This is a genomic window from Dialister succinatiphilus, assembly GCF_928721695.1.
GTDB lineage: Bacteria > Bacillota > Negativicutes > Veillonellales > Dialisteraceae > Dialister > Dialister succinatiphilus.
Genome location: NZ_OV788641.1, coordinates 2453645 through 2480241 on the forward strand (window position 1 = coordinate 2453645; position 26597 = coordinate 2480241).

Annotated in this window: 16 protein-coding genes and 2 CRISPR repeat arrays; all 16 genes read right to left on the minus strand. The window is 51.3% G+C overall.

Features of this window, described 5'->3' with window-relative positions; genetic code table 11:
- Window position 1: 1 nt before the first annotated feature.
- A complete protein-coding gene (gene csm2 / locus NW747_RS10225; RefSeq protein ID WP_273187346.1) occupies window positions 2–418 on the minus strand; it encodes a type III-A CRISPR-associated protein Csm2 in 417 nt (138 codons plus the stop codon).
- A gap of 9 nt (window positions 419–427) precedes the next feature.
- Window positions 428–2935, minus strand: coding sequence for a type III-A CRISPR-associated protein Cas10/Csm1 (gene cas10 / locus NW747_RS10230; RefSeq protein ID WP_273187348.1), 2508 nt, complete (start codon window positions 2933–2935; stop codon window positions 428–430).
- A 168-nt stretch (window positions 2936–3103) separates the two neighbouring features.
- Window positions 3104–4567, minus strand: coding sequence for an ISLre2 family transposase (locus NW747_RS10235; protein ID WP_273186357.1), 1464 nt, complete (start codon window positions 4565–4567; stop codon window positions 3104–3106).
- Between the two features lie 149 nt (window positions 4568–4716).
- Window positions 4717–5195: a CRISPR direct-repeat array (repeat unit 35 nt; unit sequence GTTTTCGTCCCCATGTTTGGGGATTCTTTTTTCAC).
- A 187-nt stretch (window positions 5196–5382) separates the two neighbouring features.
- Window positions 5383–5547, minus strand: coding sequence for an NUDIX hydrolase (locus NW747_RS10240; protein WP_273187349.1), 165 nt, complete (start codon window positions 5545–5547; stop codon window positions 5383–5385).
- Between the two features lie 70 nt (window positions 5548–5617).
- Window positions 5618–5923 carry a CRISPR-associated endonuclease Cas2 gene (gene cas2, locus NW747_RS10245; RefSeq protein ID WP_273187350.1) on the minus strand — a complete coding sequence of 102 codons (306 nt, stop codon included), beginning with the start codon at window positions 5921–5923 and terminating at the stop codon, window positions 5618–5620.
- Complete coding sequence (gene cas1 / locus NW747_RS10250) at window positions 5923–6921, minus strand: CRISPR-associated endonuclease Cas1 (RefSeq protein WP_273187352.1); 999 nt, start codon at window positions 6919–6921, stop codon at window positions 5923–5925. Before cas1 ends, cas2 begins: the two co-directional genes overlap by 1 nt.
- Window positions 6922–6961: 40 nt before the next feature.
- A CRISPR array of direct repeats spans window positions 6962–7957; the repeat unit is 35 nt; unit sequence GTTTTCGTCCCCATGTTTGGGGATTCTTTTTTCAC.
- Between the two features lie 206 nt (window positions 7958–8163).
- A complete protein-coding gene (locus NW747_RS10255) occupies window positions 8164–8559 on the minus strand; it encodes a (deoxy)nucleoside triphosphate pyrophosphohydrolase (RefSeq protein ID WP_273187354.1) in 396 nt (131 codons plus the stop codon).
- Complete coding sequence (locus tag NW747_RS10260; protein ID WP_273187356.1) at window positions 8513–8800, minus strand: DUF1653 domain-containing protein; 288 nt, start codon at window positions 8798–8800, stop codon at window positions 8513–8515. The genes NW747_RS10255 and NW747_RS10260 overlap by 47 nt, the downstream gene beginning before the upstream one ends.
- Window positions 8801–9138: 338 nt before the next feature.
- Window positions 9139–12315, minus strand: a complete 3177-nt coding sequence (locus tag NW747_RS10265) for a DEAD/DEAH box helicase (RefSeq protein ID WP_273187357.1) — start codon at window positions 12313–12315, stop codon at window positions 9139–9141.
- 1041 nt (window positions 12316–13356) lie between these two features.
- Window positions 13357–13605 carry a hypothetical protein gene (locus NW747_RS10270; protein ID WP_273187359.1) on the minus strand — a complete coding sequence of 83 codons (249 nt, stop codon included), beginning with the start codon at window positions 13603–13605 and terminating at the stop codon, window positions 13357–13359.
- A gap of 2322 nt (window positions 13606–15927) precedes the next feature.
- Window positions 15928–16698, minus strand: coding sequence for a tryptophan synthase subunit alpha (trpA, locus tag NW747_RS10275; protein ID WP_273187361.1), 771 nt, complete (start codon window positions 16696–16698; stop codon window positions 15928–15930).
- A gap of 13 nt (window positions 16699–16711) precedes the next feature.
- Window positions 16712–17893 carry a tryptophan synthase subunit beta gene (trpB, locus tag NW747_RS10280; protein ID WP_008858651.1) on the minus strand — a complete coding sequence of 394 codons (1182 nt, stop codon included), beginning with the start codon at window positions 17891–17893 and terminating at the stop codon, window positions 16712–16714.
- Between the two features lie 18 nt (window positions 17894–17911).
- Entirely contained in the window at window positions 17912–18697 is a 786-nt protein-coding gene (gene trpC / locus NW747_RS10285; protein ID WP_273187363.1) for an indole-3-glycerol phosphate synthase TrpC, read from the minus strand.
- A gap of 8 nt (window positions 18698–18705) precedes the next feature.
- Window positions 18706–19728 (minus strand): anthranilate phosphoribosyltransferase, encoded by a 1023-nt coding sequence (trpD, locus tag NW747_RS10290; RefSeq protein ID WP_273187365.1) that lies wholly within the window; start codon window positions 19726–19728, stop codon window positions 18706–18708.
- Window positions 19729–21499: 1771 nt separating this feature from the next.
- Window positions 21500–22378, minus strand: a complete 879-nt coding sequence (locus NW747_RS10295) for a DMT family transporter (protein WP_337954989.1) — start codon at window positions 22376–22378, stop codon at window positions 21500–21502.
- 1034 nt (window positions 22379–23412) lie between these two features.
- The gene (locus NW747_RS10300) at window positions 23413–26595 is read right to left on the minus strand and encodes an efflux RND transporter permease subunit (protein ID WP_273187367.1); all 3183 of its coding nucleotides are present in this window, start codon (window positions 26593–26595) and stop codon (window positions 23413–23415) included.
- Window positions 26596–26597 lie beyond the last annotated feature (2 nt).

The window sequence follows — 26597 nt, forward strand, 5'->3', positions numbered from 1 at the left end:
ATTAATCCTTCCCTCCGTAAAACTTATGAAATGCCACCAGCGCTTCCACATAGCGGGCAAAGTTTTCATACCTTTCCAGACTGTCTCCGATTTTATCGATTTCACCAATTAATCCTGATTTGTCTGCAAATTCTTTCACCGGATTAGCGCGATTCCGTCCAGAATCAGCCCGCCCAATCTGGTAAGCCAGCTTGACCTTGAGAAACTTGATTTCCATCTGTAAATCCTCTGGAATCCTGCCGGAGGCAGATGATTTATTCCCATTTTTAAACTGGTCTATCTTGCCGTTCACCCGATTCACAGCTGTCAGGAATTTCCTGATCTGGGAGGTCGTCACCATTTTAGAGCCATAGCTTTTCTGTGCTTCTTCGCTTAATGCACGCATGACTTTGTCAGCCCGATCTACATAGTTATCCATAATTCCTCCTTATTTATCCCGCATGCCGTAAATTACAAGACGAAGTGCCGTTTCCAATTCTGCCCGATCCTCTCCGGAGCTTCTCCCCCATCGGAAAAGAGCGTCACGGACTTCACTGTAGCACTTTTTCTCTTCTTCCCTGCATTTCTTTCCCCCACTGCTTTCCGGGTCCAGCCGGGCAATAGCATAGGCAAAATGAGCTAGATTAAAGGTCGGCTCCTTCAGGATTCCTAAAATGCGATAGAGAAGAGACTTCCCCGCCGGAAGCAGGGTCTGCCGAGTTTCAGAATCATTCAGTCCAGCCAGCCGGAAATGAGTCAGAAGGAACTGCAGCTTGTTCCCCCGGATGCCCTCTTCCAGCTCCTTCCAACGGAAAACAGGCAGAGTGTCTTCCAGCTCATTCCTGCCAAAGAGGGCCAGGCTGTCTTTCACGGCATCATTCTTCTTCTTTGCCCCATCTTCCATCTCTCCCGTATCCGAAGCCATCCGTATCACCGGATAGGTGGGAGAAAAAAGCCCCAGACCAGCGGAGAAGGAAAGCTGACCATTGGTATAGCTGTGAAATGCTCTTCTAAGATCCACTGAGAGCTCCAGCAGATCGTCCCAGGCACCAGCTATAAAAATATCGTCGCCGCCGGAATAAACAATATGAACAGCGCGGCTGCCTTTCTTCTCATGGAAAAGATAAAAAGGCTGCTGTCCCTTTGGCAGTTCTTTTCTGCAGATATGGGAAATGATACCGGCAAAAAACATGGACAGGCTGCGTGACATGGAAGCATAACGGGAAAGAGTCCCATATGTCTTCGGAAGGCCTGCCATAAAGACAGCTCCCAGCCAGTCCACATCAGCCCGAAGGATGCCCAGCCGGCAAATACCCGTTTCACCCTTGCCGCCGGATCTTTCTGCCAAATCCGCAAAGTCAAGAATTTTTCCATCCTCCCTTGCTGCATAATCTCCTACCCACAGACGGGTGGCAATGACGTCTGAGGTGGTGGAATCATTCTTGCTATAAATCCGTTCAATCACTCCGTCCCTCATATATTCCTTACCTTCCGAGGGAGTCACTGCCTTCAGCCACTGGTCATGAAAGGGGGCAGGAAGAAGAATGCTGTCCGGCTCTTCCCGATTCAATACGACAAAGAAAGTGCTCTCCCTATCGGGATTTCTATCAATCATCATTTTTCCCAGATAATACATACCATTGCACTGCGGACAGACCTGGAGCTTTTCTTCATTGTCTCCCCTCTCCGCCATGTAATTGGAAAGAAGGGATTCCTTCAAGGAATGGTGGCAGAGACCGCATTCCTTCATACCGCTTTCCATAATGTTCAGCGGGCTGTCTTCAGAAGTCATGAGCTCTACCTGAGCCGGACTGTATCGGACCTGCTTCTTCTCTGCCACCTTTCGATTCACCCGGCGGAATATGGAGTCTTCCCCCACCTTTTCCCCCATCAGATCCTCCGCACATACCGGTACCCAGCCTGCGGCCAGATAAAGGCTTGTTCCATAAAGGGAGAGCAGCTTGTCATTCACCTTTTGGAAAGCCTCTTCCAAAACCTGTATTGTTTCGGCGGAATTGTCTGCCAGCATGTAGAAATGACCGCCGCCGGAATAAATAAGGTTTGCCCTTGAAAGCCCCAGTCTACACAGTATTTCATCCACCACATTTTCCAGAACAATCTGCAGATAGAAAGACCGGCCCCGAAGCATACGCATGGCTCCTTTGGTGGGCACACGGTAAATGAATTTCTGTATACCGGAAAAATCACCGGAAATAAAGAGCATATTCTTCTCCCGGCGATGGTCCTTTCCGTGGGTGAAACAGTAGTCCTTGTAGTCATGATTCCCCTGACTTTCGAGATACCGGAAAAGCGAGGTCCCGATAGCTGCTGTCATTTTTACGTGATCATACAGGGAAATATCAGCCACCTGATTCCTGTCCGTGCTGGAAGGAACGAAACTGACCGTATCCTCCAAAATACGAAGCAGCTCATCAGGTTCCATATCCTGTGGCGCCTTCCGCTGGAAATTAGCTTTCAGGTCATTCACTATAGTCTGGTATTTCCCCGGCGTTGCCACAAGGCTCGGATTCCCGACCGGATAATTAGGTTCCTCCCTGGCATCCAGCTCCTTCAACGGGAAATAGGACTTTTCTTCCTTCTTTGTTCCTTCAAATACATTGAAAACATTCTCCAGGCATATGGACGGATCAAAGGAAAAAGTTTTCTTTCCATCAGCCTTGTCTCTCCGATCCGCACCGGCCGCTATATTATCCGCTTCATACACCAGATAAGCCAGATCATCCACTGCCAGATGAGCCCCGCTTAAATCCCTTCCATGATGATAGCGGACACAACGCAGGATGGCCCCACCTGCTTCAGAGCCTTCACAAAAAGGGCGCAAAAAATCAGAGCCTAAAAGGGAATGGGACTTTTTCTCTTTCCCGGCTCTATAATTTACTTTTCCCACATCATGAAGCAAAGAAGCAAGTGCAGCTGTCTTTAATCGATCAACCATTGTACCACCTCACAGCAAAATTGATGAGAATGAATGTGTTTATCTAATTTAATTATAGCATGATGGCATGCAGATAGCCATCCCGCAAAGAATAATAAGTAAGTGTCAAGTTTTCCTCGGTAATTCATTTGACTGTCGATGATTACTATCTCCGTGGCTTCGGTTTAATCAGTATTTCTGTATAGCTCTGGCCAGTCTCCCCATTGGTGAAGAAGAAGCTCCATAAACGCCTATACGCCCCTCCAGGCATCCTGGCCTATAGTTTCTCATTTTACGCTTCTGCGCCTCACTCCGGACATTCTGGGCGATTTTACGCTCTGCCTGCACCGCAGCCTTGTGCATGGCTCTATCCATCTTTTTGTAGCTTTTCCCATTAGCATGGTACAGGAGAGCTGCTGTAAGTGTTTTATTCTTCCGGGCGGTCAATACCCAAACCATACACTCCATTCCCTCGCTGGACCAGCTCCGTCCCTGCCGCTTCATGCGATAGCTATAGAACCGGTGGTTTGTTTCTGCAGTCCCCAGGTGAATCTCTGTATGGATGCCGCGCTGACTCAGGCTGGGGATATAGGGGGCATTTCTCTCCAGATAGCTCTGCAGCTTGTCTACCTCCTCCAAATCCTCCTCTGTCCGGGCACAGCTCCGGGCAGTGTCCATCCATACGGGAATCTGTTTCATAATATTGTCGGTCCGGTGAAGTTCTCGGATAATACGGTCTATCAGTTTCCTGTTGCAGAAGCTGAGCCGGGTCCGGATCTTTTCATGCACATGATAGCAGTCGCGGAAGTGCTGGTGATCCAGGCAGCCTTCTACCATTCGCTCAAAGTCCTGAAACTGGTATCCGGACCCTCCATCCCCATTCGACAGCACTGTGGTCTTAGACAGGTCATAGTGCCCAAGCAGATAGCTTCTTACCATTGCAAAAAGTTCTTTTCTGCTGGTAGATGCAAAGCAGCGAAGTCCTACCAGTTCTGTCCTGTTGCCATTTTTCCTGACTCCCTCATATATCTGGAGGCGGTGCACTTCCGAAACGCTGCCTTTCTCCTTGTTCTTGAGTACAATTCCATCTCCTTCAATCGCTATAATTTCCGGCTGTGTCGGCTTTTCAACCTTTTCCTCTTCTGCCAATGCTTTTTCATAAGTCTTCGCCTTCTCGCCGGCATAGTTCTTGAGTGAGATAACGGACTGATGGGAGATGGTAATCCCGGCCAGGCTTTGCAGGAGTTCGCTGGCACTGCGAGATGTGGTAATTGCAACAGCCTCGACAATCCGCTCAATCATTCCCAAGCTGTAGTGCTTTCTGGACTCAAAGCCCATTTTGCAGTCCAGGGGATAGAAGCTCTTCCCTTCTTTCTGCAGAAGTCTTCGTGTATAGGTCAGCTCTCCATAGCGGCAGCAAATCGTCCTAGAGTCCCGGCGCGCCACACGCCACCCCTGTGCCTTGTAAATCTGATACAGCTCAGTGTCAATACGCGCCAGGGCCATAGCTATAAGCTGACAGTTCATTTCAGTGAGCCAATGAGTTAGCTTCCTTTCAGCCTCGATAGAGTCATCAGATTCCTTAATGAGAGAAATGACTGCACCAATTGCATTTTCACTCCAAATTTCTCCAGTTTTTGTTATAATATCCATGAGGAAAGCCCTTTCTTTGTTTTATTCTTTGCCACGGAAATTATAACATTTCCACTCAAGGGGAGGCTTTCCTCTTTTATTGTTTCTGGAAAAATTCCCTTACCGAGTAAAATTTTACACTAAGGAATAATAAGAACAATATTTTAAACTATCTCGTCCCCATGTTTGGGGATTCTTTTTTCACCTTACAGATGAGGATTTGAAGATTGTGGAACCTGACTAGTTTTCGTCCCCATGTTTGGGGATTCTTTTTTCACAAGAACTCCGACGGATTCGAAGGTTATTACTACATGAAGTTTTCGTCCCCATGTTTGGGGATTCTTTTTTCACTACCAGTATGAGATTGAAAAGGATGAAATGATTTCAGAGTTTTCGTCCCCATGTTTGGGGATTCTTTTTTCACTTCCGTTGATGAGCACAATGATAATTGTATGCTCATATTCTTGTTTTCGTCCCCATGTTTGGGGATTCTTTTTTCACCTTTGTGGATACCAACTTCCCGACGAAAGCCGGGAACACGTTTTCGTCCCCATGTTTGGGGATTCTTTTTTCACAAAAAGAGACGGCAAGGTATTCCTGATTGCGGAAATGACGTTTTCGTCCCCATGTTTGGGGATTCTTTTTTCACAGCAGGCCTGGGATGCCCCACGGGGTGGGCTCTCTATGGCCCTTTTGCGGCGGGGATTTCCAATTGATTGGAATTCTCATTATTTTCACCCTTTAACCTTCTGTTTTCTTAGATTTCATGCCCATCGGCGGGGATTTTCTAAATAGGAAGAATCCAAACTGCAGACAGGGAACTTTTCTATATTGTATCATTCTCTTCTTTCCCGGTCTACAGAAAGAATAGGCAGTTTCTTCACCCACTCCACTGCTATCCTGTCCGCACCAAGCCAGTCCATATTTTCCAGTTCCTCTTTCTTCACCCATCGGAAGTCGGAATGTCCCAGGATGGTCGGGGTACCCCTGCTGCGTGACACAGGTACATTCCAATGAGAAATAGCGCTATTCTAACGCCATCATACAGAAATGATAATGATTCAATGTCCTTTAGTAAATAATCACGTCCTCCGTCTTTATCTCCCCCTTGCCCCAGGACTTAACTTTGGTATGATCCTGCAGCTTGTATACGCGAAGAGAGTCTTCATGAAAATCAATAATACGGCTGGCTTCCAACTCCATCTGCTCGCACTGGCGCGGAGTCAAAAATCCTTCAAAACAGGACTTCTGTACCCGTACTGCATAGCGGGATAAACATTTTACCATAGCCAGTCTTTTCTTATTATTCACAATGTCATAAATAATCAGAATAATCATCCTGGAATCATCTGCAGAGACCAGTTCTTCCTCTTTCATTACCGAATCACCAGGGCTTTCAATGTCTCCGGATTTTTAGTATGCAGAGCCTGCCTATAGGAGTCGCATTCCATTTGAATTGTATGTCGCCATGAATACTTGCCGTCAAAATAAGAATTGACACTTCGCAATTTCCGTTCATAGGCCTGAATGAAAATTCGACGCCCTACACGATTCAGATAAACACCACCGTTATCATCATTTCTTACAAAACAGTCCTTATCTATTTCATGATGAGTAACAAGTGACAGGCAAAAAGAATCGACAATAGCAGCCCGCCACGGCTCCATAAGATCTGATGCCAATGCAGGATGCCCCTTGCGAAGAGCATGAAGAAAACCAACATAGGGACTCAGTCCAGTTCTGGTGATAGCACTATAAAAGTCGTACATGAGAAGCGTATAGCCAAAGCTCAGCATGGAATTAAAGAAATCCTTAGGTGGCCTTCTCGATCTTTTTTCAAATTGAAATTCCGAAGGCAAAAAGGAAGACAAAGCCTTGAAGTAAATCCGGGAAATGGCTCCTTCATATCCCATCACTTCCTCTATCCTTTTCGCTTTATGTAATTGATCTGCAAGTATACGTATGCGATTATAAGCCTCCTTGACATCTTCAAGACCAGCCCGTCGATTATAGCTTCTCAAAACAGCACGCTGATTATAGAATTTGCGAAATATCACCATGCGCCCTAAATTGAGACAAAATGTACCATCCTGCAGCATATCAAACTGTTTTTTAACCTGTATTACATCTCTATCAGAAGTAGATTCCAGCCGTCCAAAGAACTTACCTTCTGTAGATAGCCAGGTAACCGGAATATTCCGTTTCAAGCAATCCACAATCACCTTGGACGAGACCTGAATAGCATCTATCAAAGTGACTCCCTCTACCATTTCCGAAGGAACTTCTGCCATAGTTTCGTTCTCACGGCTGATGACATACCGTCCTTCTCGTAATCCAAGTTTTGCTCCAGCTTCCGTCAAGTAGAGCCAGCTCATGCTGAATCACCTCTCATACAATCAAAGCCATACAATCCTACCCTTCGTCCCCATGTTTGGGGATTCTTTTTTCACCATCACCATTGCCGATATCACCCTTACAGGCGACACCAAGTTTTCGTCCCCATGTTTGGGGATTCTTTTTTCACACCGTCAAGATGGGCATTATCGTGGACACGGCGTTCCCGTTTTCGTCCCCATGTTTGGGGATTCTTTTTTCACAAAAAATAGTTTCACCGGTAACATCGAACGTTCCATTCAGTTTTCGTCCCCATGTTTGGGGATTCTTTTTTCACAACGTGACAACGGCGATTATCCTTGTCCCCCTTGACGGGTTTTCGTCCCCATGTTTGGGGATTCTTTTTTCACAATTATTTTAAAAGTGATGATAAATACATGCGTATTGATAGGTTTTCGTCCCCATGTTTGGGGATTCTTTTTTCACCGTCGCTGGAACTATGAGGTATGGCGGCTATACGTGGCGGTTTTCGTCCCCATGTTTGGGGATTCTTTTTTCACCAAAGATATTGACCCCACCGCACGGCAAGTGCGGCAAATGTTTTCGTCCCCATGTTTGGGGATTCTTTTTTCACTGGCAGAATTATGAGTATCAAAAAAGCAATCGCGATTGTTTTCGTCCCCATGTTTGGGGATTCTTTTTTCACTCAACAGAGCCAATTAGTAACGCCCAAACAGTGGGGGTGAAGTTTTCGTCCCCATGTTTGGGGATTCTTTTTTCACTTATGCTCGTTGTATCCCATCTGATTATTAGCCTTATCAAAGTTTTCGTCCCCATGTTTGGGGATTCTTTTTTCACAAAGATTGAGAAGAGAAGACCCAAAAGAGTACATGAGGTTTTCGTCCCCATGTTTGGGGATTCTTTTTTCACAAGATAATGGAGGTAAAAGATTATGCCAAGCACTACAGTTTTCGTCCCCATGTTTGGGGATTCTTTTTTCACACAATTCCACTGCTGGGCCTTAGCATATAAGGACTAACAAGTTTTCGTCCCCATGTTTGGGGATTCTTTTTTCACAGCAGGCCTGGGATGCCCCACGGGGTGGGCTCTCTATGGCCCTTTTGCGGCGGGGATTTCCAATTGATTGGATTTCTCATTATTTTCACCCTTTGACCTTCTGTTTTCTTAGATTTCATGCCCATCGGCGGGGATTTTCTAAATAGGAATAATCCGAACTGCAGACAGGAACTTTTCTATATTGTATCATTCTCTTCTTTTCCGGTCTACAGAAGGGTAGGCAGTTTCTTCACCCACTCCACCGCTATCCTGTCCGCGCCAAGCCAGTCCACTTTTTCCAGTTCCTCTTTCTTCACCCACCGGAAGGCGGAATGTTCCAGGATAGTCAGGGTCCCCCCTGCTACGTGGCACAGGTAGCATTCCATGGTGAGGTGGAAGTGGGGATAGTCGTAGTCCACGGTGCCCAGGAATCGGTCTACTTTGATATCAGCGGCCAGTTCTTCTTTGATTTCCCGCCGAAGGGCTGTTTCCGGCGTTTCGTCTTTTTCTATTTTACCGCCGGGAAATTCCCAGTATCCTTTGAATTCTCCATAGCCCCGGCGGGCAGCAAATATTTTATGATTTTCTACAATCACCGCCGCTGCCACATGAATGGTTTTCATCAGTTTTTCCTTCGCATTTCTTTTCAAAACGGTATTTCTGTTTCACGTCCGGATATTTTTCATGGTCCACTTCCGACAGGAACATGGCCAGAGGCCGGGCGTAGATGCCGTAGTCGCCGTAAAGGGCCCGGTAGACTGCCAGTTTTTCTCTTGTTTCTGTATGGGTGGCTATGGCTATGATCTGGTAGTCGTGGTTTTTGAAGTGGTGCCAGATTTCTCCGGCTTTTGGATTTTCACGCATTTGGTCTCCTTTGGGAATATAGAGATTTGAGAATTGAGAATTGCCAGGGCGGCAGGTGGCTGCAGCGTCATGCAGCCGCTCTTCTCGCTGACTGGTATTTAACCGCTTATAAGTCATTAACGTCATGTACCGAGATTCTTCACTGCGTTCAGAATGACCCGCCCGGCGGGAAGGGGCTATGTCGTTAGAAATGCCATAAACCATTCTTAACGTAGTGCAGGGAGATTTCTCGTCTCTCTTTCACTGGCTCCATGGGAAGAGGGATTCATAGCGGCTTGTGCCTCCGCTCGAAATGACATGGGCGGCGGGAAGGATGGGTACGCAGCTTCCTGTTTCCCTTACAGCACGCCGGCGCTGTCGGTTTTGGTAATGTATTTGGCCGGGATGGGGTTATCCAAATGGTAAATGATGGTCATGGGCTGGGAGCCTTCCCATCTCATGAGGTGGGCGGGGCCCAGGAAGGTATAGGCCATGGAGGATTTGTAGGCGTCCTGTTTGGCACTTCGTACGAAAAGGAGCACTGTGGTCCCGTTGTCTCTCTGGTGGATATAGCGCTGTCCTGTTTTGGATTCCGGCGTGGTGGTACTCTGGCTCTGCCAGTGGAAGGTTTGTCTGTCTATGGAGTAGTCTTCATACAGGGTGGTATCGGAAAATTCTTTTTCCGATTTATTGAGAGTCACCAGAAATACATCGGTAGGCGCCGTGACCACATCGCTGTTTTCTGGTGTCAGGTATTTCACGCCTTCCCTGATGCTGCCGGGTTTGGCAAAGCCCAGGGCCGCAAAGAGCTGATCCCTGCTGTAGTTGCAGTATACTTCCAGAGGCGTTTGGTAAGGGAGGTCCGGCTTTTCCGGAATGATATCGATGGAGTCATACTGCCAGCGGAGCAGTGACTTGATTTCATCGGTCAGTTCATGCTGTCCCTGGAAACGACGCACTGCGTCTTCCGGTGCCGGACAAGTCCATTTCCCACCTTCCGGATACAGGGTGAGCTGCCACATGCGGAGATATTTTTTCTCCATCTCCGTCAAGGCAGGCGGCATAGTTTCATAACATTTTTCCATGAAGGAAATCCATTTGGGTGAGTCCATAGAAAGCACTCTTGGCAGGGCTTTCCGAAGAACTTCTTCCTCTTCAGTGACGGGAAAATCGGGAATGAGCCCGGCATCAGCCAAAAGGCGGGCAAAGGTATGTTTTTCATTATAAAAGGTATGGGGATGGATGGCGGTGGCTTTGAAAAATTCTTCCAGTGTAGGAATATGGCCGGTGGCCGAAGCCAGTTCCTTCACCATGTCCATGTAAAATTCATTTTTTCGAAGGCGGCTGTTAATATTTTCCAGTACATGGCGGGCAGCGATTTCTTCCAGCTGAATAGAGCAGCCTTTAGGTACATGGGGAAATCCATCCTGAATTTCTTTCTTGATGACCACATGACTTTTGCCCAGAAGAGAGGCATAGCGGGAGGCAAAGTCGTACTTCCTGTTGGCTTGGGCTACGAAATCCAGTACCGTGAGGCAGTCTTTCTCCGGGAAAAGGCGAAGGCCGCGCCCCAACTGCTGAAGGAAAATGGTCATGGAGTTAGTAGGACGAAGGAAGAGGACTGTATTCACCGCAGGAATATCCACCCCTTCATTGAAAAGGTCCACTACGAAAATGATGGTGATGTCTCCGCTTTCCAGCTTCTGCCTGGCCGCATTTCGGACATCCTTCGGGCTGTCTGCGTCCAGGGCCAGGGCTTTGATGCCCTGCCGGTTGAAGTAGTCTGCCATAAAATGGGCATGTTTTTTAGAAACGCAGAAGCCCAGAGCTTTCACGTCTCTCATATCCGCTGTATACCGCTCCAGAGCCTGGATAATGGCACGGGCCCGCTGGCTGGCCAAGGCTCCTTCCCCGGTATATACATTTTCCAGTTCTTCTATATCATAATGGCCGCCGGTCCACTTGATATTGGAAAGGCTCACAGGATCGTCGATGCCAAAGTAATGGAAGGGGCAGAGCAGGCGTCGTTCAATGGCATCGGGAAGCCTGATTTCTGCCGCCATATGACCGCCGAAATAGTTCAGTATGCTCTTCCCATCCATTCGTTCCGGCGTAGCCGTAAGGCCCAGCAGGATTTTCGGATGAAACCAGTCCAGAAGCTTATGGTAGCCTTTGGCCGCCGCATGGTGAAATTCATCTACAATAATCATGTCATAGTAGAAGGGATCCATTTTTTCCCAGAACTTTTGACTGTTAAAGGTCTGGATGGACATGAAAAGATGCTCGCTGCGGGTGGCATGGTAATTTCCCACAGCCAGCTGTCCAAAATTCGGATCTTTCATGACCTGGCGGAAGCAGGAAATGCTCTGTTTCAGGATTTCCTCTCTGTGGGCTATAAAAAGAAGCTTGGCCTTTCCTTTGCGGCTCTGATAAAAATTCCGATAGTCAAAGGCAGAAATAGCGGTTTTCCCTGTGCCCGTTGCCGCCACCACCAAATTATACCAATGGTTCTTCCCCAATCTTTCTGTGCGGAGGGCATCCAGCACGGCCTGCTGGTAGGGATAGGGCTCAATATCAAAGGAATAGGTGGTGTCGCTCCCCTCTTCCTTTCGTCCCCTTTCCCGGTCGATGGCACGGCTCAGTTTATCAAAGTCCGATGCCTGAAATGGCTGGAATTCGTCGGAATGCCAGTAGGTATCAAAGGTGGCTTTCATCTTGGCAATGATACCGGGCAGGTCCTGCTCAGTGACCTTCATATTCCATTCCATACCATCGGCAATGGCGGCGCGGGACAGATTGGAGGATCCTACGTAAGCCGTAGAAAATCCGCTGTCCCGATAGAACATATAGGACTTCGCATGAAGCCTTGTTTCCTTCACGTTATAGGAAATCCGAACCTCCGTATTGGGCAGCTCCGACAGCACCTTCACTGCCTTGGGATCTGTGGCACCCATGTAGGTAGTGGTCACCACTCTGAGATGGCCGCCGCCGGCAGTAAACTGGCGAAGGCAGGGCAGAATGAGGGAAAGGCCGGAAAAGCGGATAAAGGAAATCAGCATATCCATGCGGTCACAGGTCATGATTTCCCGGTTCAGCTCATGAATCATGGATACATCATTCCGAGAATTGGTAAAGAGGAAGGAATTCACCAGTGATGTAGCCGGCACTTCCCATTTCTTTCTGGCAATCTTATTGGCCCGATGCTCCAGGGATTTCAAAAGGAACTGCTCCGCCGTCACATCATGTCCATCTCCCAGATTCGCAATGCGAGACGCCAGCTTTTCTACCAGCTCATTCGTCAGTGCCAGCTCATCTTTCACGCAGTGGTCCTGATTCTCGTCGGCAATCTCCTTCAGACAGAGCCGGATCAGCTTTTCCAGATAAGAGGACAAATACCCCACTGCCTCCTGGGCATCCACATCCTCCCGATCCGCCCAGATTTCCTTATCCGCCAGCGCCTTTGTCAGCTTTTTATCAAAGTCCCGGGAAATAACCTTCTCATATACGCCGTCCTTCAAATCAATGATGTCAGCCATAGGAACCCCCTTACAATTACTACCTGTATTATACCAGGGCTCGTAGAAAAAATAATGAAATATGTTTCCCTGCTTTCTATTATGCAAAAAGGCATGACAATCCATGTCATGCCACGCAAAAAAACAGAAAAGCCTATCAGGGGAGTCTCCAGGTAAGTTCAACCAATGAATCAGGCGTCCGCGCCTTGGCTCTCCCGCTTACGTGGGTGCTGCTCGGAACATGGACGGTCGGGAAATTAAAAGGAAAGCCCTTTTATGTGCAGACTAAGGGCCAACTTTTCCCGACTTGCGTATCCTATGCAGGATACGCACATCAGAGAGAGGAAAGTCCTGCGAGCGCTCTTCCTTATTGCTTTTCTGTCTTCTGTTTTTTGGGTACTGCATTTTCTTCTGTCTATCATCGGCCGATTGTAGAAGAAGGGAGGATTGAAAAGTGGAATTCCCTGATGATTCTTCATTCCCCTGCCCTTCTCTTTACCGCGGATGTGGAGGATGGCCGTTTGGAAATCGGATTCATCGTCTCATGAGGTCTTTTCATCCCTCTATTATTAATATCGCAGAGGGTTCGATTTCTAGACCCCTTGAAAGAAAAAATTTTGAAAATTTATTTCAGTGTTCCTCAGTGCTTCCCTAGAAATGACAGAATCCTGATGGTGCTATCTGCATATCAAAGTAAAATTTTTAAGGAAGGTTGTGAAAAAGGGGTGCTTATGCAATATAAATGTATGGAGAAGGAAATCCGGAAACTCCATGGAAGGATTCTCTGTCCCATCTGTCATGTATATCGCGAATATTCCGGCCGGAATGCAGCTTTGACAGAAAGGACACCATGAATCCCTGTACAGGCTCCTGATTTTCCTCCCAGATTTTCCCGGGAAAATCGGAACGAATTCTGCAGATTCGTAAAAAGCAAGACAACCAAATAAAAACACGGATACCATCCCTTGCAGCATGAGCCCGCATTCCCGGACGACAAGAGCAGGGTTGACGCAGGATTTTCCTACAGTTTAGCGCTGCCGCCTGATTTCAGGGAAGCACTAATTAATTCACAGAGTCTGCCTTTATAAGAATTTTTCTGCACTGCTGCGTCATGGGACTCCTTAAATAGCTCGCTATTTGCGTCATCCCATTCCTTGCATTGCATAAAAATTCACGAATAAAAGCAGACAATGATTTAATTAGCGCTTCCCTAGAGGCCCGCCATACTGACTGGCTCGGATACCATCCGTGTTTTTGTGCTGCCTTTTGACAGCATGAAAAAAGCAGCCCTTCATGGACTGCTTTTTTCATGGTAAAAACTCCTGATTGGTCCCATGCCGTTCCACGGTAGGGCTCAGGCCTTCGGCTTCGATGAATCGGCCAGGGGTAGCCACCTAAGCGGAATGTCTGTGTCGTCAAGGAAGAACAGGTATAGCCATTGTTGCCACCGTCATGTCTGACAGGTCATGCCTCAGGAGTTTTTATGGAGTTTTCGGCGCGCCGGAGAGGAAAAATTCATGAAGGTTCCCAGTCTTTCCTCCCCGCTTCCATGGATTGTGCACCGCGGGAATTAGAAAGCTCTTTCGCCAGGCCTTTTCGCCTCTCTGGTCATATAGTCAGGGAGACTGGGAAGATGTATCAGTCAGGGATTTGTTGATATACTCTTGGACACGCCCTGCAGGCGTGAGGGTTCAGAAGGTTCAAAGGGGTTCAAAAGGTTCAGAGGGTGGTGGTGGCTACTGACGCCGCAATTTTTAAAGTCAGCGTTACGGGATTTACTTTCAGTGTAATATGACATGATAAGCACTACGGTGATTAGCCACCTTCGGTGGCTTTCCCCCCTTTGGTGCCTTACGGCACCACCTTCCCCCGCGGTATCGGTCGGGCGACAAAAGGAAAGCGCCTTTATGGGCAGGCTAGGCGCCTTACTTCGCCCGACTTGCACATCCTATGCAGGATGTGCACAGTGGACAATAAAGCTCTGAAGAGCAGCCTTCTCATCATTGATTCTATTATGCCCCTGCATAGAGGGTGGCAAAGGAACTGGATTCATAGGAGAGAGAAGCGGCCCACGAATCAAGTTTCCTTGCCACCGCAAGGGAACGCAAGGACGTTATGGGATTTACCTTCCTGTCTCCAGTGGTAAATGGCGAAGTGCCAAAGTCTCTTTTCTGGGGGCTGCTTCATTCACATGGGCTGCCTATGTCCATGTTTTCGTACTGTCCTTTTTATAGTGAAGAAAAAAGCAGCTCCCCATGAAGCTGCTTTTTCACCACAAAGAAACCCGGTGCCTTCCCATCCCCTATGCCCAATGAGTTCGGTGTCTGCATGGTCTACGGCCGCTGCTGTACAAGGTACGACGGCGCGCGCCATACATGAGTCTCCCGTCATTTCTGCCGAGATAGATGATGAAGTCCTGGATTTCTCTGCTATTTTTTCAGTTTACACTGATTTTCTACCTTTTTCCGGAAAAGGTGAGGGAAAAGGCGGTACCATCTTTTGATTTCCCCTGCCCCGTCCTTTCATTTCTTATGCGCAACTTGGAAATATACGGAGCCGGTTTCTTCAAAACCGCGGGCCTTTCATGTCCCTCTACTATATAAGTAACGGCAGGTCCTCATTTTTGAAAAGAAGAGGAAAATTTTTTTTGAAAAATGGCACACCTTCGGTGGGAGGGTTCATTGGACACGCCTACGGCGTGAGGGTTGACGAGGCTTCGCCCCAAGGGTTGTGAAGGGAAAGGTTCTTAAGATGGATGGGCCTTCGGCCCAAGGGTTCTTAAGTTTAACGGCCTTTCAGGCCGAGGGTTGTGGTATCGCCCTTACGGTGCACAGCGAACACATTTTGAAGGAGCGCTAGCGACGCGCAAAATGTAGTGAGTCGTTTCCCCTTTAGGGGGCGATGAGTATTATAATGCCGCCTTTCGGCGGTCACGTCCATATCGAGTGTCATAATCATTCTTACCCTCGTACATCCCTTCGCCACTTCGTGGCCCTCTTCCCCTAAAGGGGACGCAAGAACGTTACGGGATTTACTTTCAGTGTCATATGGCAAAATAACAATTCTGCTGACTGGCTCGCTGCGCTCGCTTCCACCTATCCGGCTGCGCCGGACTTCCCCCGCAGTTCGGTCGGTCAATCGAAAGGAAGGCCCTTTTATGGGCAGGCTAAGGGCCTACTTTGACCGACTTGCACATCCTATGCAGGATGTGCACAGGGGCAGAATAAAGCTAACGCATAGCGAAGAATAAAGTCCCCCCGCCGGGGGGAAGGTGGTGGCGCCAGCCACCAAAAGGGGTGCATTTCCAACGCCCGCAGGGCGGTTGTATGGTTTTCCGACGGGCGAAGCCCGGCTGTCCGGTTTTCGCCGCCAAAGGCGGCTTTTATACTGGCGCCCGAAAGGGCGCCCCACCTCGCCAGCGCAGCGATACTATATAACTCCCGAGGGCGAAAGCCCTCAACCCGCCTGTAAGGCGAAGCCGATCACAGGCAGAACCCTGGCAGCCCAGGGCCAAAGGCCCGGCGGCTGGCTCAACCCTCACGCCCATAAGGGCGTGTCAACCTTCGGGAATACCGGAAAGCGCCGCCCAGGTCCAGGTCCCGGTCCCGATCCCGACCGCCCCAAAGGGGCTTGTCATCCAATGGCTTTTTTCAGTCCTCCGATATAGTCCATGAGGTCTTTGTCTGCCTTGTTTCCTTCTTTGTTGATAATATCCACCACGCCGCTGCCGGTGATAACGCCGTCTGCCAGGGCGGCCATTTCTTTTGCCTGCTTGGGGGTGTGGATGCCAAAGCCGATGGCTACGGGGGTGTCGGTGGTTTCTTTGATGACCCGGATAATGTCTTTCAGGTCGGTTTGGATGCTGCCGCGCATGCCGGTGACTCCCATGGAGGAGACTACATATACGAAGCCTGTGGCGTTTTTCACGTTGCTGCGGATCCGGTCTTCTGATGTGGGGGCTACCATCTGGATGATGTCTACGCCGTTTTCATCGGCCAAAGGACGGATTTCCTGCTGTTCTTCGCCGGGAAGGTCGGGGATGATGACGCCGTCGATGCCGATTTCCTTTGCTTCCTGGAAGAAGCGGTCTGCGGGATAGCGGAAGACGGGGTTGTAGTAGGTGAGAAGGACGATGGGGATGGCGGTGTGTTTGCGGATTTCTTTCACTGTTTCCATGACCTGGGGCAGGTGGATGCCGTTTTTCAGGGCCTTCACGTCGGCTTCCATAATGACGGGGCCGTCGGCGATGGGGTCGGAGAAGGGGACGCCCAGTTCGATGAGGGTGGCGCCTGCTTTTTCCATGTCCAGTACGTATCTGACGGTGTCTTCGATGGATGGTGTGCCGGTGGTCAGGAATGCGATTAATGCTTTACCGTTTTTGAATGCTTCATTGATATGGCTCATGTGGGGATCCTCCTTAATCATGCAGGTTTTCGCCGCGGTAGCGGGCAATGGCAGCCACGTCTTTGTCTCCGCGGCCGGACAGGGTGATGACGACGATGTCGTCTTTGTTCATGGTCTTGGCTTCTTTCAGTACGCCTGCCACTGCGTGGGCTGATTCGATGGCGCAGATGATGCCTTCTTTTCTGGCCAGGTATTCGAAGGCCTGTACCGCTTCTTCGTCGGTAATGGCGATGTATCTGGCTCTGCCGATGTCATGGAGGTAGGCGTGTTCAGGGCTGACGCCGGGATAGTCGAGGCCGGCGGAAATGGAATAGACTTCGGTGATATTTCCGTCTTTGTCCTGGCAGAAAATGGATTTCATGCCATGGAAGACGCCGATGGATCCTTTGGTGATGGTGGCTGCATGGTAGGGAGTGTCCACGCCTTTGCCGCCGGCTTCGCATCCTACGAGGGCCACGCCCTGGTCCTGGAGGAAGGGGTAGAAGGTGCCGGCTGCGTTGGATCCGCCACCTACGCAGGCGTAGACTCTGGTGGGAAGGCGGCCGGTCCTTTCCAGTACCTGGGCTCTGGCTTCACGGCCGATGCAGCTCTGGAAGTAGCGTACCATTTCGGGGAAGGGAGCGGGGCCGGTGGTGGATCCGATGATGTAGTGGGTATCATCGCAGCGGCGGCTCCATTCCTGCATGGCAGCGTTCACGGCGTCCTTGAGGACCCGGGATCCTGTCTTCACTGCGTGAACTTTGGCGCCCAGAAGTTTCATGCGGTATACGTTCAGCGCCTGTCTTTCGGTATCGATTTCACCCATGAAGACTTCGCATTCCATGCCGAAGAGGGCGGCAATGGTGGCAGCGGCTACGCCGTGCTGGCCGGCGCCGGTTTCGGCGATGAGGCGGGTCTTGCCCATCCGTTTTGCCAGAAGGGCCTGGCCGATGCAGTTATTGATCTTGTGGGCGCCGGTGTGGTTGAGGTCTTCTCTTTTCAGGAAGATGCGGGGGCCGCCCAAGTCTTTTTCCATGTTTTCCGCTTCATAGAGCATGGAGGGGCGGCCGGTGTAGTTCACGAAGAGGCGGTGGAGTTCGTCCTGGAATTCCCTGTCTTTTTTGCATTCTTCAAAGGCTTCTGCCACTTTATTGACTTCATTCATCAGTACTTCCGGTACATACTGTCCGCCGTATTCACCAAATCTTGTTTTCATATGTATTCCATCCTTTTCTCATGAATTTTCCTGTATCATTTTTTTGAGGAGGGCCGGCCTGTTTTCTGCCTTCATCAGCATTTCGCCGATGAGCACGGCATCTGCGCCGGCCTGTCTCATCCGTTTCACTGCTTTTTCATCGGTCATGCCGCTTTCGGAAACAAGGAGCACTCCCTCGGGCACCAGGGCTGCCAGCCGCTCGGTGGTTTCCATGTGGATGGTGAAATCCCGGAGGTCCCGGTTGTTCACTCCCACAATGCGGGCGTCGGCGGAAAGCAGGCGTTCCATTTCTTTTTCGTCATGGGCTTCCGCCAGCACATCCAGTCCCAGATTTTCCGCTTCTTTCATGAAGCCTTTGATTTCTTCATCTGTAAGAATGGCGGCTATGAGAAGAATGGCGGAGGCGCCTGCCAGGGCTGCTTCTTCGATCTGGCACGGGTCAATGATGAAATCTTTCCGGAGCACCGGGATAGCCACTTCCGAGGCCACTTTTCGAAGGTAGGCGATGTCCCCTTTGAACCATTTCGGTTCGGTGAGGCAGGAGATGGCTGAAGCGCCGGCTGCTTCATATTCCTTTGCAATCTCTTCAAAGGGGAAATCTTCACTGATGATTCCTTTGGAGGGAGACGCTTTTTTCAGCTCGCAGATATAGGAGAGCCCCGGGGCTTTCAGATTTCTATAGAAGGCATGTCCTTTTCTCGGGATGAAATCTTTCATGCGCCGGCGGATTTCATCATAGTATCCTTCCCTTTCCAGCCGGTCTATGCGCTTTCTTGTTTCCTGTGCAATATCGTCCAGTATCATGGTGCACCTTATTCGTTGGAGACTTTAATGTAGGCTTCCATGGTCTTTTCGGCAGCGCCGCTGTCGATGAGGTCAGCCGCTTTCTTCACCCCTTCTGCCATGGTGTCTGCCACGCCGGCTGCATAGAAGGCCAGGCCTGCATTGAGGAGGATGGCATTTCTCTTCGTGCCCTGGATTTTACCGGAAAGGATGCCCTTCGTGATCTCTGCGTTTTCTTCCGGTGTGCCGCCCACCAGTTCTTCTTTCTTACCCCGGGTGAGGCCGAAGTCTTCCGGTTTGATTTCCGTGGTGCGATAGTAGCCGTTCTTCAGTTCGCATACCAGGGTGGGCGCGCTGGGGGAAACTTCATCGAGGCAGTCCATGCCATGGACCACTACCGCTTTCTTCACGCCCAGCTTGTCCAGTACCTTGGCCACCGGTTCCACCAGGTAGGCATCATAGACGCCCAGAAGGAAGAAATCGGGATTGGCCGGATTCGTGAGGGGTCCCAGAATATTGAATACCGTACGGAAGCCCAGCTCCCTGCGGATCGGTCCTACGTACTTCATGGCTGCATGGTACTTCTGGGCGAAGAGGAAGCACATGCCCACCTTCTTCAGCATGTCCAGGGCTTTTTCGGGGTTCTGGGAAATATTGGCTCCCAGCGCTTCCTGCACATCGGCGGTGCCGCACTTGGAAGAAGCGGCCCGGTTGCCGTGCTTGGCCACCTTCACGCCCCCTGCTGCCACCACGAAAGCGGCGGTGGTGGAAATGTTGAAGCTGTTGGACTTATCGCCTCCGGTACCTACGATTTCAAGGACTTCCATACCAGGATGGGGAACAGGAATGGCATGTTCCCTCATGGCCGCTGCGCAGCCGGAAATCTCGTCAATGGTTTCCGCCTTGGTGCTCTTGGTGGATAAGGCCGCCAGGAATGCGGCGTTCTGGGTGGCAGTGGTTTCACCGTTCATGATTTCGTTCATTACGGTATAGGCTTCGGTATAGGAGAGATCTCCCTTTCTTACGATTTTCTGAATGGCTTCTTTAATCATTTTTTATTCCTCCTGCTTCGGTTATCTACTTGATTCCTGCTATGCTTCCCTTACCTGCCATCGTCTGATAGAATCCATGATTTCCTCCTTCAGGGAGGTAATAAAAAAATCCGTCCCTGACAAATACTTGTCAAGGACGGATATACTTCCGCGGTGCCACCTTGCTTCAGGGTATGACCCCTGCTCTTAGCGAGATACCAACATATCTCCGGCAACTGACGTATGCCCTACGTCGCGAGCTACTAAGGAAATCCCTTTCACCGCGCCCTCAGCGGTCCATTTAATAACCTGCGTCCTGCCGGCTTCTCAATACCCCGGCTCCCTGTGAGTGCACGAATTATTTTTATCTCCGCTTCAACGGTTTGTTTTCTTAAGTTGTGGCTATTATAATGCGCCGGACTCATTATGTCAAGTATATTTTTTGGGCCGCTTTGGACACGCCCTGCGGGCGTGAGGGTTGACGGGCCTTTGGCCCGAGGGTTCTTAAGGTTCGTAAGTTTGACGGCCCTCCGGGCCGAGGGTTGTGGATTGCCGCTCCGCGGCAATGCTTATAAAGTCAGCGTTACGGGATTGGCCTTTCTGCACTATATGGCATGAAAAGCATTCTGCTGATTGGCTCGCTGCGCTCGCCACCCCCTATCCGGGCTGCACCGGACTTCCCCCTATGCAGGGGGCAGAACAACCCATGCTTAGCGTAGAGCAACTTATGAAAAGATGGAACCGCGAAGCTTTATTGTGCCCCCGCTTGCGGGGGAAAGGTGGTGGCGCCAGCCACCAAAGGGGGAAAACGCCGAAATGGTACGTGAAGTATATGACTCGCTGTTTTTTCCCTCATATCTCTCGTTTCCCCTTGAGGGGAAGTCCCGCGAAGCGGGAAAGGGTGTGCGGGGCAGAGCACTGATAGGATGCTCCATCGCGGTCCTGACCGCCAATCGGCGGCCCCCCAATCGAAGGGCGATAAGACATAGAATAAGAATATCATAATCATTCTTACCCTCGCACACACCGACTTCGCTGGATGGCGTCTCACTGGATTCGCGGGTTGCAGAGCTCCCCTATGAATCCAGTTCGCTTGCACACCCTTCGCCACTTCGTGGCCCTCTTCCCCTAAATGGGACGCAAGAGGCGTTACGGGATTGGTTTTCTGTGTCATATGGTATGATACGCATTCTGGTGATTAGCCGCTGCGCGGCTCCCCCTATCCGGCTGCGCCGGACTTCCCCCGCAGTTCGGTCGGTCAATCGAAAGGAAGGCCCTTTTATGGGCAGGCTAAGGGCCTACTTTGACCGACTTGCACATCCTATGCAGGATGTGCACAGGGGCAGAATAAAGCTAACGCATAGCGAAGAATAAAGTCCCCCCGCCGGGGGGAAGGTGGTGGCGCCAGCCACCAAAAGGGGTGCATTTCCGACGCCCGCAGGGCGGTTGTATGGTTTTCGCCGCCAAAGGCGGCATTTATACTGGCGCCCTCAAGGGCGCCGTACCTCGCCAGCGCAGCGATACTATATAACTCCCGAGGGCGAAAGCCCTCAACCCGCCTGTAAGGCGAAGCCGATCACAGGCAAAACCCTTGGCGCCCAGGGCCTGAGGCCCGGCGGCGCCATCAACCCTCGCCCGCAGGGCGTCAACCTACGGGAATACAGGGAAGCACCGCGCCGATCCCGGTCCCGATCCCGACCGCGCCGAAGGCGCCCTCCACAACCCTCAGCGGCATAGCCGCTGTCAAACTTAAGAACCCTCGGGGCGATAGCCCCGTCAAACTTTAGAACCCTCAAGCCCGAAAGGGCTTGTCCTTTCCAGCCCCCTTCACCCAGATAGCCATGAAACACAAAGCGCCGCCGAAAAGGAAGCGCAGGGTCACCGGATTTCCGTAATAGAGGCAGGAGAAGAGGAAGCCGAAAACCGATTCCATGCTGCTGATGAGGGAGACTGTCACGTCAGGCAGGTATTTCTGGGCCTCATTCTGCAGGGTAAAGGCGGCGGCCGTATTTAAAATCCCCAGGAAAAGCACGCCTTCCCAGCATTCCCTACCCTCCGGGATGAGGGGCTCTCCCATAAGGAGAAGGAGGAAAAGGGAAAAGAGGGACGCCGCGGCGAACTGGATGAAGGAAAAGGCAAAGATGTCCATTTCTTTTTTCATATGCTTTCCCACAAACACGATCTGCAGCGTAAAAAGGATAGAAGATACCAAGGTGATTCCGTCCCCCAGGCGGATTTTCCCCTCCCCTCCGGCAGCAATGAGACCGATGCCCAGAACCGCCAGAAAGGCGGCGGCAAAGGCCCTCTTTCCCGGCCTCTTCTTCAAAACGAGCCAGCTCACAAAAGGCGTCCAAGCCACATAGGTGGTAAAAAGGAAAGACTGCCTGGCGCTGGTGGTGTAAGACAGCCCCAGAAGCTGCACCGCCAGAGACAGCGCCAGAAGGACGCCGGACAGGATGCCGAAGGCAAGGACCCTCCTCCCCTGCCCCATGATGGCTTTATGAAAGGGCAGAAGAAATAAAAGCGCCGCCAGCCCGAACCGCCAGAAAAGCACGCCCCAGGGCGACAGACCGGTTAGCGCCATTTTACCAGCCACAAAACCACCACCCCAGATGAGGGCGGTGGTCCATAGCATAAAACGGGCTTTTTTCTCCGATGAATGAAAGATCATAGTATCAGGGTCCTTGTGTGAAATTGGACACACCTTCGGTGTGAGGGTTGACGGGGCTTCGCCCCGAGGGTTGTGAAGGGAAAGGTTCTTAAGATGGACCGGCCTGCGGCCGGAGGGTTCTTAAGTTTGACGGCCTTTCAGGCCGAGGGTTGCGGATTGCCGCTGGACACGCCTGCGGCGTGAGGGTTCAGAAGGTTCAAAAGGTTCAGAGGGTTCAAAGGGTGGTGGTATCGCCCTTCGGGCGATGAGTATTATAATGCCGCCTTTCAGCGGTCACGTCCACATCGAGTATCATAATCATTCTTACCCTCGTACATACCGACTTCGCTGGATGGCGTCTCACTGGATTCGCGGGTCGCGAAGCTCCCCTATGAATCCAGTTTGCTTGCACACCCTTCGCCACTTCGTGGCCCTCTTCCCCTAAAGGGGACGCAAGGACGTTACGGGATTGGCTCTCTGTGTCATATGGCATGTTAAGCATTCTGGTGATTAGCCGCTGCGCGGCTCCCCCTTATCCGGCTGCGCCGGACTTTCCCCCATCCGGGGGACAGAATAAAGCTAACGCATAGCGAAGAATAAAGTCCCCCCGCCGGGGGGAAGGTGGTGGCGCCAGCCACCAAAAGGGGTGCATTTCCGACGCCCGCTGGGCGGTTGTATGGTTTTATCATAAGAGGGCGCCATCTATAAATTAGAGGCGCCCACCACAACCCTCAGCGGCATAGCCGCTGTCAAACTTAAGAACCCTCGGGGCCACAGCCCCGTCAAACTTTAGAACCCTCAAGCCCCATAGGGGCTTGTTCATATGGCGCCAGCCACCAAAGGGGGGATGCATTTCCTCGCCCGCAGGGCGGTTGTATGGTTTTCCCACGGGCGAATGCCCGGTTGTGAAGGTTTTATACAAACTGGCGCCTTCTATCAATTTAGAGGCGCCCTCCACAACCCTCAGCGGCATAGCCGCTGTCAAACTTAAGAACCCTCGGGGCGATAGCCCCGTCAAACTTTAGAACCCTCACGCCCGACAGGGCATGTCCATTTTACCTCCTCAGCATGCGATGTTTGAACTTGATTCCCTTAAATCCCGTCACTTTCCTGAAGTATCTGGCCAGGTATTCCGACACGATATAGAAGGCGGGGATGAGGAAGAGGCCGCAGAGGGTGGCGAAGGTCATGCCGCCTACAACGGCTACGCCCATACCGCAGCGGGCGCCGGCGCCGGCGCCGGTGGCCAGGGCCAGGGGCAGGCAGCCGATGATGGCGGTGAAGGCGGTCATGAGGATAGGACGGAGGCGGAGTTTGGCTGCAATCACCACGGCGTCCATGGGATCCATGCCTTTATCCACTCGTTCTTTGGCAAATTCTACAATGAGGATGGCATTTTTCGCTGCCAGGCCGATGATCATTATAATGCCGATCTGCATGTACACGCTGTTCAAAAAGCCGGTGGCGTTTCCTCCGGTCATAGATGCCAGGGTGCGGATGATGTATTCGGAGAACACGGCGCCGAAGATGCCGGTGGGCACGGTGAAGAGAACGGCGAAGGGCATGGACCAGCTTTCGTAGAGGGCTGCCAGGCAGAGGAAGGCAAAGATGAGGGCCATGATGAGGACTTTCATGGTGGAGCTGGAGGAGGTGCTTTCTTCACGGCTCTGGCCGGACCATTCGATGGTGAATCCGGAAGGCATGACGCTCTTGGCTGCTTCTTCCGCCGCTTTCATGGCTTCGCCGGAGCTGTAGCCGCTGGCGGCGCTGCCCTGGATGGTGACGCTCCGTACGCCGTTGAAACGGGTAATGGAGGAGGGACCGGTGGTAATGGAGCTGGTGAGCAGGGTGTCCAAAGGCACCATTTTCCCGGAGGCCGATTTCACGGAAATAAATTTCAGACTGTCCGCCTGGGAGCGGTACTGGGTATCTGCCTGTACGATGACTTTGTAGGCTCTTCCGAACTGGTTGAAATCGTTGACCTGGGAGCCGCCGAAGTTTGCCTGGAGGGCGGTGAATACGTCGGAGAGGCTGATGCCCAGATTTTTAATCTTTTCACGGTCCACGGCGTACTGCACGCTGGGGGTATTGGTGGCGTAGCTGGTGCGGACGCCGGAGAGCTCCGGCCTTGCGCTGCAGGCTGCCACCACCTGGTCAGCCACCTGGCCCAGCTCGGTATCGGAGAGGCCTACATTATCCTGAAGCTGCATGGTCCAGCCGCCTTCCATGCCAAGGCCTGGAAGGGCAGGCGTATTGAAGGCTGCCACCCGGGCTTCGGGATGGAGAGGCACCACGGTTTTGTTGAATTTGGCAATAATGGAGTTCACGCTGAGGTCGGAAGACTTTCTCTGGTCCCAGCTGTCCAGGGAAATATAGACGTTGCCGGAGTTGGAGGTAGAGCCGCCGGCATGGGTCATAATGTCCTTTACACCGGGGATTTTTTTCGTTTCATCAGCAATGGCATCCACGGTCTTCACGGTCTGGTTCAGGGATGTGCCTTCAGGCATGGTGACACTGGCCATGAAGAATCCCTGGTCTTCTTCCGGCACGAAGGTGGAAGGCAGCAGCTGATAGAAGAGGCCCATGAGGCCGGTAACAAGGACGAGGAAGATGACCGCGTATTTCAGATGGTGGATCATCCAGCCCACTTTTCCTGTGTATTTCTCGCGCCAGGATTCAAAGGCACTGTTAAATTTCCGGAAGAAGAAGGCCAGGGGGCCGCCGGTAAAGCCTTTGTCGTCCGATTTCAGAAGGAGGCCGCAGAGGGCCGGTGTCAGGGTGAGGGCTACGAAGGCGGAAATGGCCACGGATACGGTAATGGTAATGGCAAACTGTTTGTACAGCACGCCGGTGACGCCGCCGATGAAGGCCACGGGGATGAAGATGGAGGCCAGCACGGCGGTGGTAGCAATAATCGGTCCCTGTACTTCCACCATGGCTCTTTCGGTGGCTTCTTTGGCGGAAAGGCCGTCTTTGGACATGTGCTCTTCCACGTTTTCGATAACCACGATGGCATCATCCACCACCAGGCCGATGGCCAGCACCATGGCGAAGAGGGTCAGGGTATTGATGGTAAAACCAAGGAAAATGAAGGTGGCAAAGGTGCCTACAATGGAAACAGGCACGGCCAGCACCGGAATGAGGGTGGTTCTCCATTTCTGCAGGAAAATGAATACCACCAGGATAACGAGGAGCAGGGATTCCACGAAGGTATCCTTCACTTCGCTGATGGAGGCATTGATGAAGCTGGTGTTATCCATGACGATGATGTAGTCCAGATCAGGCGGGAAGTTCTCTTTGGCTTCGCTGAGCACCTGCTTCACCTGGCTGATGGTATCCAGGGCATTGGCGTCGTTGGTGAGCTGCACGCCGAAACCGATACCGTTCTTGCCGTTGATTTTGGAATTGCTGCTTGCGTTCTGGGTACCGGTCTCGATTTTGGCCACGTCCTTCAGGTACACGAACTGGCCGTTGGACGCGGACTTCAGGATAATGTTGCCAAACTGTTCCGGCGTGGTGAGCCGGCCTTCTACTTTGGCGCTGTACTGTTTTTCCTGGATTTCCGGCGCCGGCTGGCCGCCTACGGTACCGGCAGGAGCGGAAATGTTCTGTTCCTTAATGGCGGAAATCACATCAGAAACAGTGAGATTTCTTTCTGCCAGCTTATCCGGATTCAGCCATACCCGCATGGCATAGCTGGAGCCGAAGGTATTCACGTTGCCTACGCCATTGATGCGCTGGATTTTGTCCAGAAGGTAAATGTCCGCATAGTTCTTGAGAAAGGCCTGGTCATAGGTGCCGTTCGGCGAATAGAGGTTGGCCATGAGCACCATGTCGCCGGAAGACTTGCGCACCGTGAGGCCCGTGGTCTGCACGTCACTGGGGAGACTGTTCTTAGCCAGGTTCGCATTGTTCTGCACATTCACCGAGTCCGTATCGCCGTCACTGGACAGATCGAACACGATGGACAAACTGTAGGATCCGTCATTGCTGGAAGTGGAAGACATGTAGGACATATTTTCCAGCCCGTTCAGCTGTTCCTCGATGACCTGGGCCACCGTCTGGTTCACAATAGTCGCATTGGCGCCGGTATAGCTGGCGCTCAGACTGATGGTAGGCGGTGAAATCTGGGGATACTGGGCAATGGGCAGGGACAGAAGGGAAATGGTGCCCAGAAGCACAATAATAATGGAAATGACGATGGCAAAGATAGGCCGCCGGATAAAGAATTTTGACATGG

Excerpts from the sequence above, each read along its gene's own strand:
- trpD (WP_273187365.1), bottom strand. The coding sequence starts at position 19,728 with ATGATTAAAGAAGCCATTCAGAAAATCGTAAGAAAGGGAGATCTCTCC.
- cas1 (WP_273187352.1), bottom strand. The coding sequence starts at position 6,921 with ATGAGCTGGCTCTACTTGACGGAAGCTGGAGCAAAACTTGGATTACGA.
- trpB (WP_008858651.1), bottom strand. The coding sequence starts at position 17,893 with ATGAAAACAAGATTTGGTGAATACGGCGGACAGTATGTACCGGAAGTA.
- NW747_RS10295 (WP_337954989.1), bottom strand. The coding sequence starts at position 22,378 with ATGATCTTTCATTCATCGGAGAAAAAAGCCCGTTTTATGCTATGGACC.
- NW747_RS10300 (WP_273187367.1), bottom strand. The coding sequence starts at position 26,595 with ATGTCAAAATTCTTTATCCGGCGGCCTATCTTTGCCATCGTCATTTCC.
- NW747_RS10265 (WP_273187357.1), bottom strand. The coding sequence starts at position 12,315 with ATGGCTGACATCATTGATTTGAAGGACGGCGTATATGAGAAGGTTATT.
- NW747_RS10270 (WP_273187359.1), bottom strand. The coding sequence starts at position 13,605 with ATGAAAAAAGCAGTCCATGAAGGGCTGCTTTTTTCATGCTGTCAAAAG.
- NW747_RS10235 (WP_273186357.1), bottom strand. The coding sequence starts at position 4,567 with ATGGATATTATAACAAAAACTGGAGAAATTTGGAGTGAAAATGCAATT.
- trpA (WP_273187361.1), bottom strand. The coding sequence starts at position 16,698 with ATGAGCCATATCAATGAAGCATTCAAAAACGGTAAAGCATTAATCGCA.
- NW747_RS10260 (WP_273187356.1), bottom strand. The coding sequence starts at position 8,800 with ATGCGTGAAAATCCAAAAGCCGGAGAAATCTGGCACCACTTCAAAAAC.
- cas2 (WP_273187350.1), bottom strand. The coding sequence starts at position 5,923 with ATGAAAGAGGAAGAACTGGTCTCTGCAGATGATTCCAGGATGATTATT.
- trpC (WP_273187363.1), bottom strand. The coding sequence starts at position 18,697 with ATGATACTGGACGATATTGCACAGGAAACAAGAAAGCGCATAGACCGG.
- cas10 (WP_273187348.1), bottom strand. The coding sequence starts at position 2,935 with ATGGTTGATCGATTAAAGACAGCTGCACTTGCTTCTTTGCTTCATGAT.
- csm2 (WP_273187346.1), bottom strand. The coding sequence starts at position 418 with ATGGATAACTATGTAGATCGGGCTGACAAAGTCATGCGTGCATTAAGC.
- NW747_RS10255 (WP_273187354.1), bottom strand. The coding sequence starts at position 8,559 with ATGAAAACCATTCATGTGGCAGCGGCGGTGATTGTAGAAAATCATAAA.